This window comes from Vibrio sp. 1978 (assembly GCF_033344345.1).
Genome location: NZ_JAWPOP010000823.1, coordinates 1 through 567, shown reverse-complemented (window position 1 = coordinate 567; position 567 = coordinate 1). Strand labels below are relative to the sequence as shown.

The following is a 567-nucleotide window of genomic DNA, read 5'->3' as shown; positions in this document are numbered from 1 at the left end:
AGGGTCCAATTTAATGAACAGCGCCAATAGACCCATTGCCGCCATACCCCAGAACACCAACGCGCCCCAGTGCTCGTATCCCCAACCACTGAGCACCGTCATCAGCGCGATAAATGCGCCAAGCGGAATTGCATTGTATAGCGCTTGCAGCGCCACCATTTTGTGCTCTTCAGAGTTTTGGATGTATTGAATGGCCGCAATGTGCGCCGTCGCGAATGTCACGCCGTGCAGAAGTTGCACAATAACCAACGCAACGATAGACGTTGTTGCTGCGGTCATGCCCCAACGCATCATCACACCACAAGCTGCAACAATAAACAGCGTGCGCAGCGCCCAACCAGCAAACAGACGCTTACTCAATGCAAACACAGCCACTTCTGCCGCAACGCCTAGACTCCACAAGTAGCCGATCACGTCTTCTGAGTGACCCGCCGCTTTCCAGTGAATGGCACTAAAGCCGTAGTACGCCGCATGGCTACCTTGGATAAGCGATACCAAAACCAAGAACTTCACCACTGATTTATCGGTAAGCAGTGCAGATAATTTCGGACGTTCAGCATGCTGGTC

1 protein-coding gene is annotated in these 567 nt (G+C 52.6%); it reads right to left on the bottom strand.

The window, feature by feature from the left end; translation table 11 throughout:
* Positions 1-567: 3-phenylpropionate MFS transporter (locus tag R8N49_RS29320; protein WP_318190721.1), on the bottom strand; the 567-nt coding region annotated here is incomplete at both ends.